The following is a 682-nucleotide window of genomic DNA, read 5'->3' on the forward strand; positions in this document are numbered from 1 at the left end:
AAGGGTTGAGGCGCCATGCTGGACGAATACCGCTATGCCTATCTGCTTGGCGTACTTAAGATGACGTTTATATATTCCGAAGTCAACTGTGCCGCCGACTCCGTGCATGGTTCCGGTCTGTAAGCTCATCTTGCTTGGTCCTACGATTCCGGCTTCTTTACATGCTTCTAAAATAGTCTGCGCCAGAGTCATGGATCCAAGGACGGTGCTCGGGTTATTCTTATGTTTCGGATCGTCTACGTGGCGTTCCTCTATACCTATAGAGACGGGCCTGGTAATGCCCAGCTCTTTTTCCAGATTCCTTATATACTTGATGAAACGCATATTAACTTCCGCGTTGGTCTTGTGCATCTCATTATAAAGACCCCTGATCTCGGCATGCTGCGCTTCAGTCAGGAATTCAATCTCTTTCATCTCGATCTTATCCACTAACTCTCTGCGGAGAGCTTTCACGCCATTCTCATCAAAGCCCTTAAGAAGGTCGGGATTAGCTCTCAAATATCTATCAAGAAAAGCCTTTTGGAACGCTAGAATCTTATCAAGGGCGGCGTTATCAACTAATGTGGAGGCGTCCAGGTCTATGTTATACTTGCCGGCCAATAGGGCCTTTCTAGCAATTTGTTCGATGGCCTGTAATTCCTGCTCCCTTGTTTTCTCATCGTTATATTTTGCCTTGTTGACC

Annotated in this window: 1 protein-coding gene; it reads right to left on the reverse strand. The window is 46.5% G+C overall.

All coding sequences use genetic code 11. From position 1 onward, the window contains the following. Positions 1-682 (reverse strand): hypothetical protein (locus tag NTY76_01290; GenBank protein ID MCX5677729.1); only part of this gene is annotated, 682 nt, incomplete at both ends.

The sequence above is a fragment of the Candidatus Omnitrophota bacterium genome (assembly GCA_026387175.1).
Classification (GTDB): domain Bacteria; phylum Omnitrophota; class Gorgyraeia; order 2-01-FULL-45-10; family 2-01-FULL-45-10; genus CAIMPC01.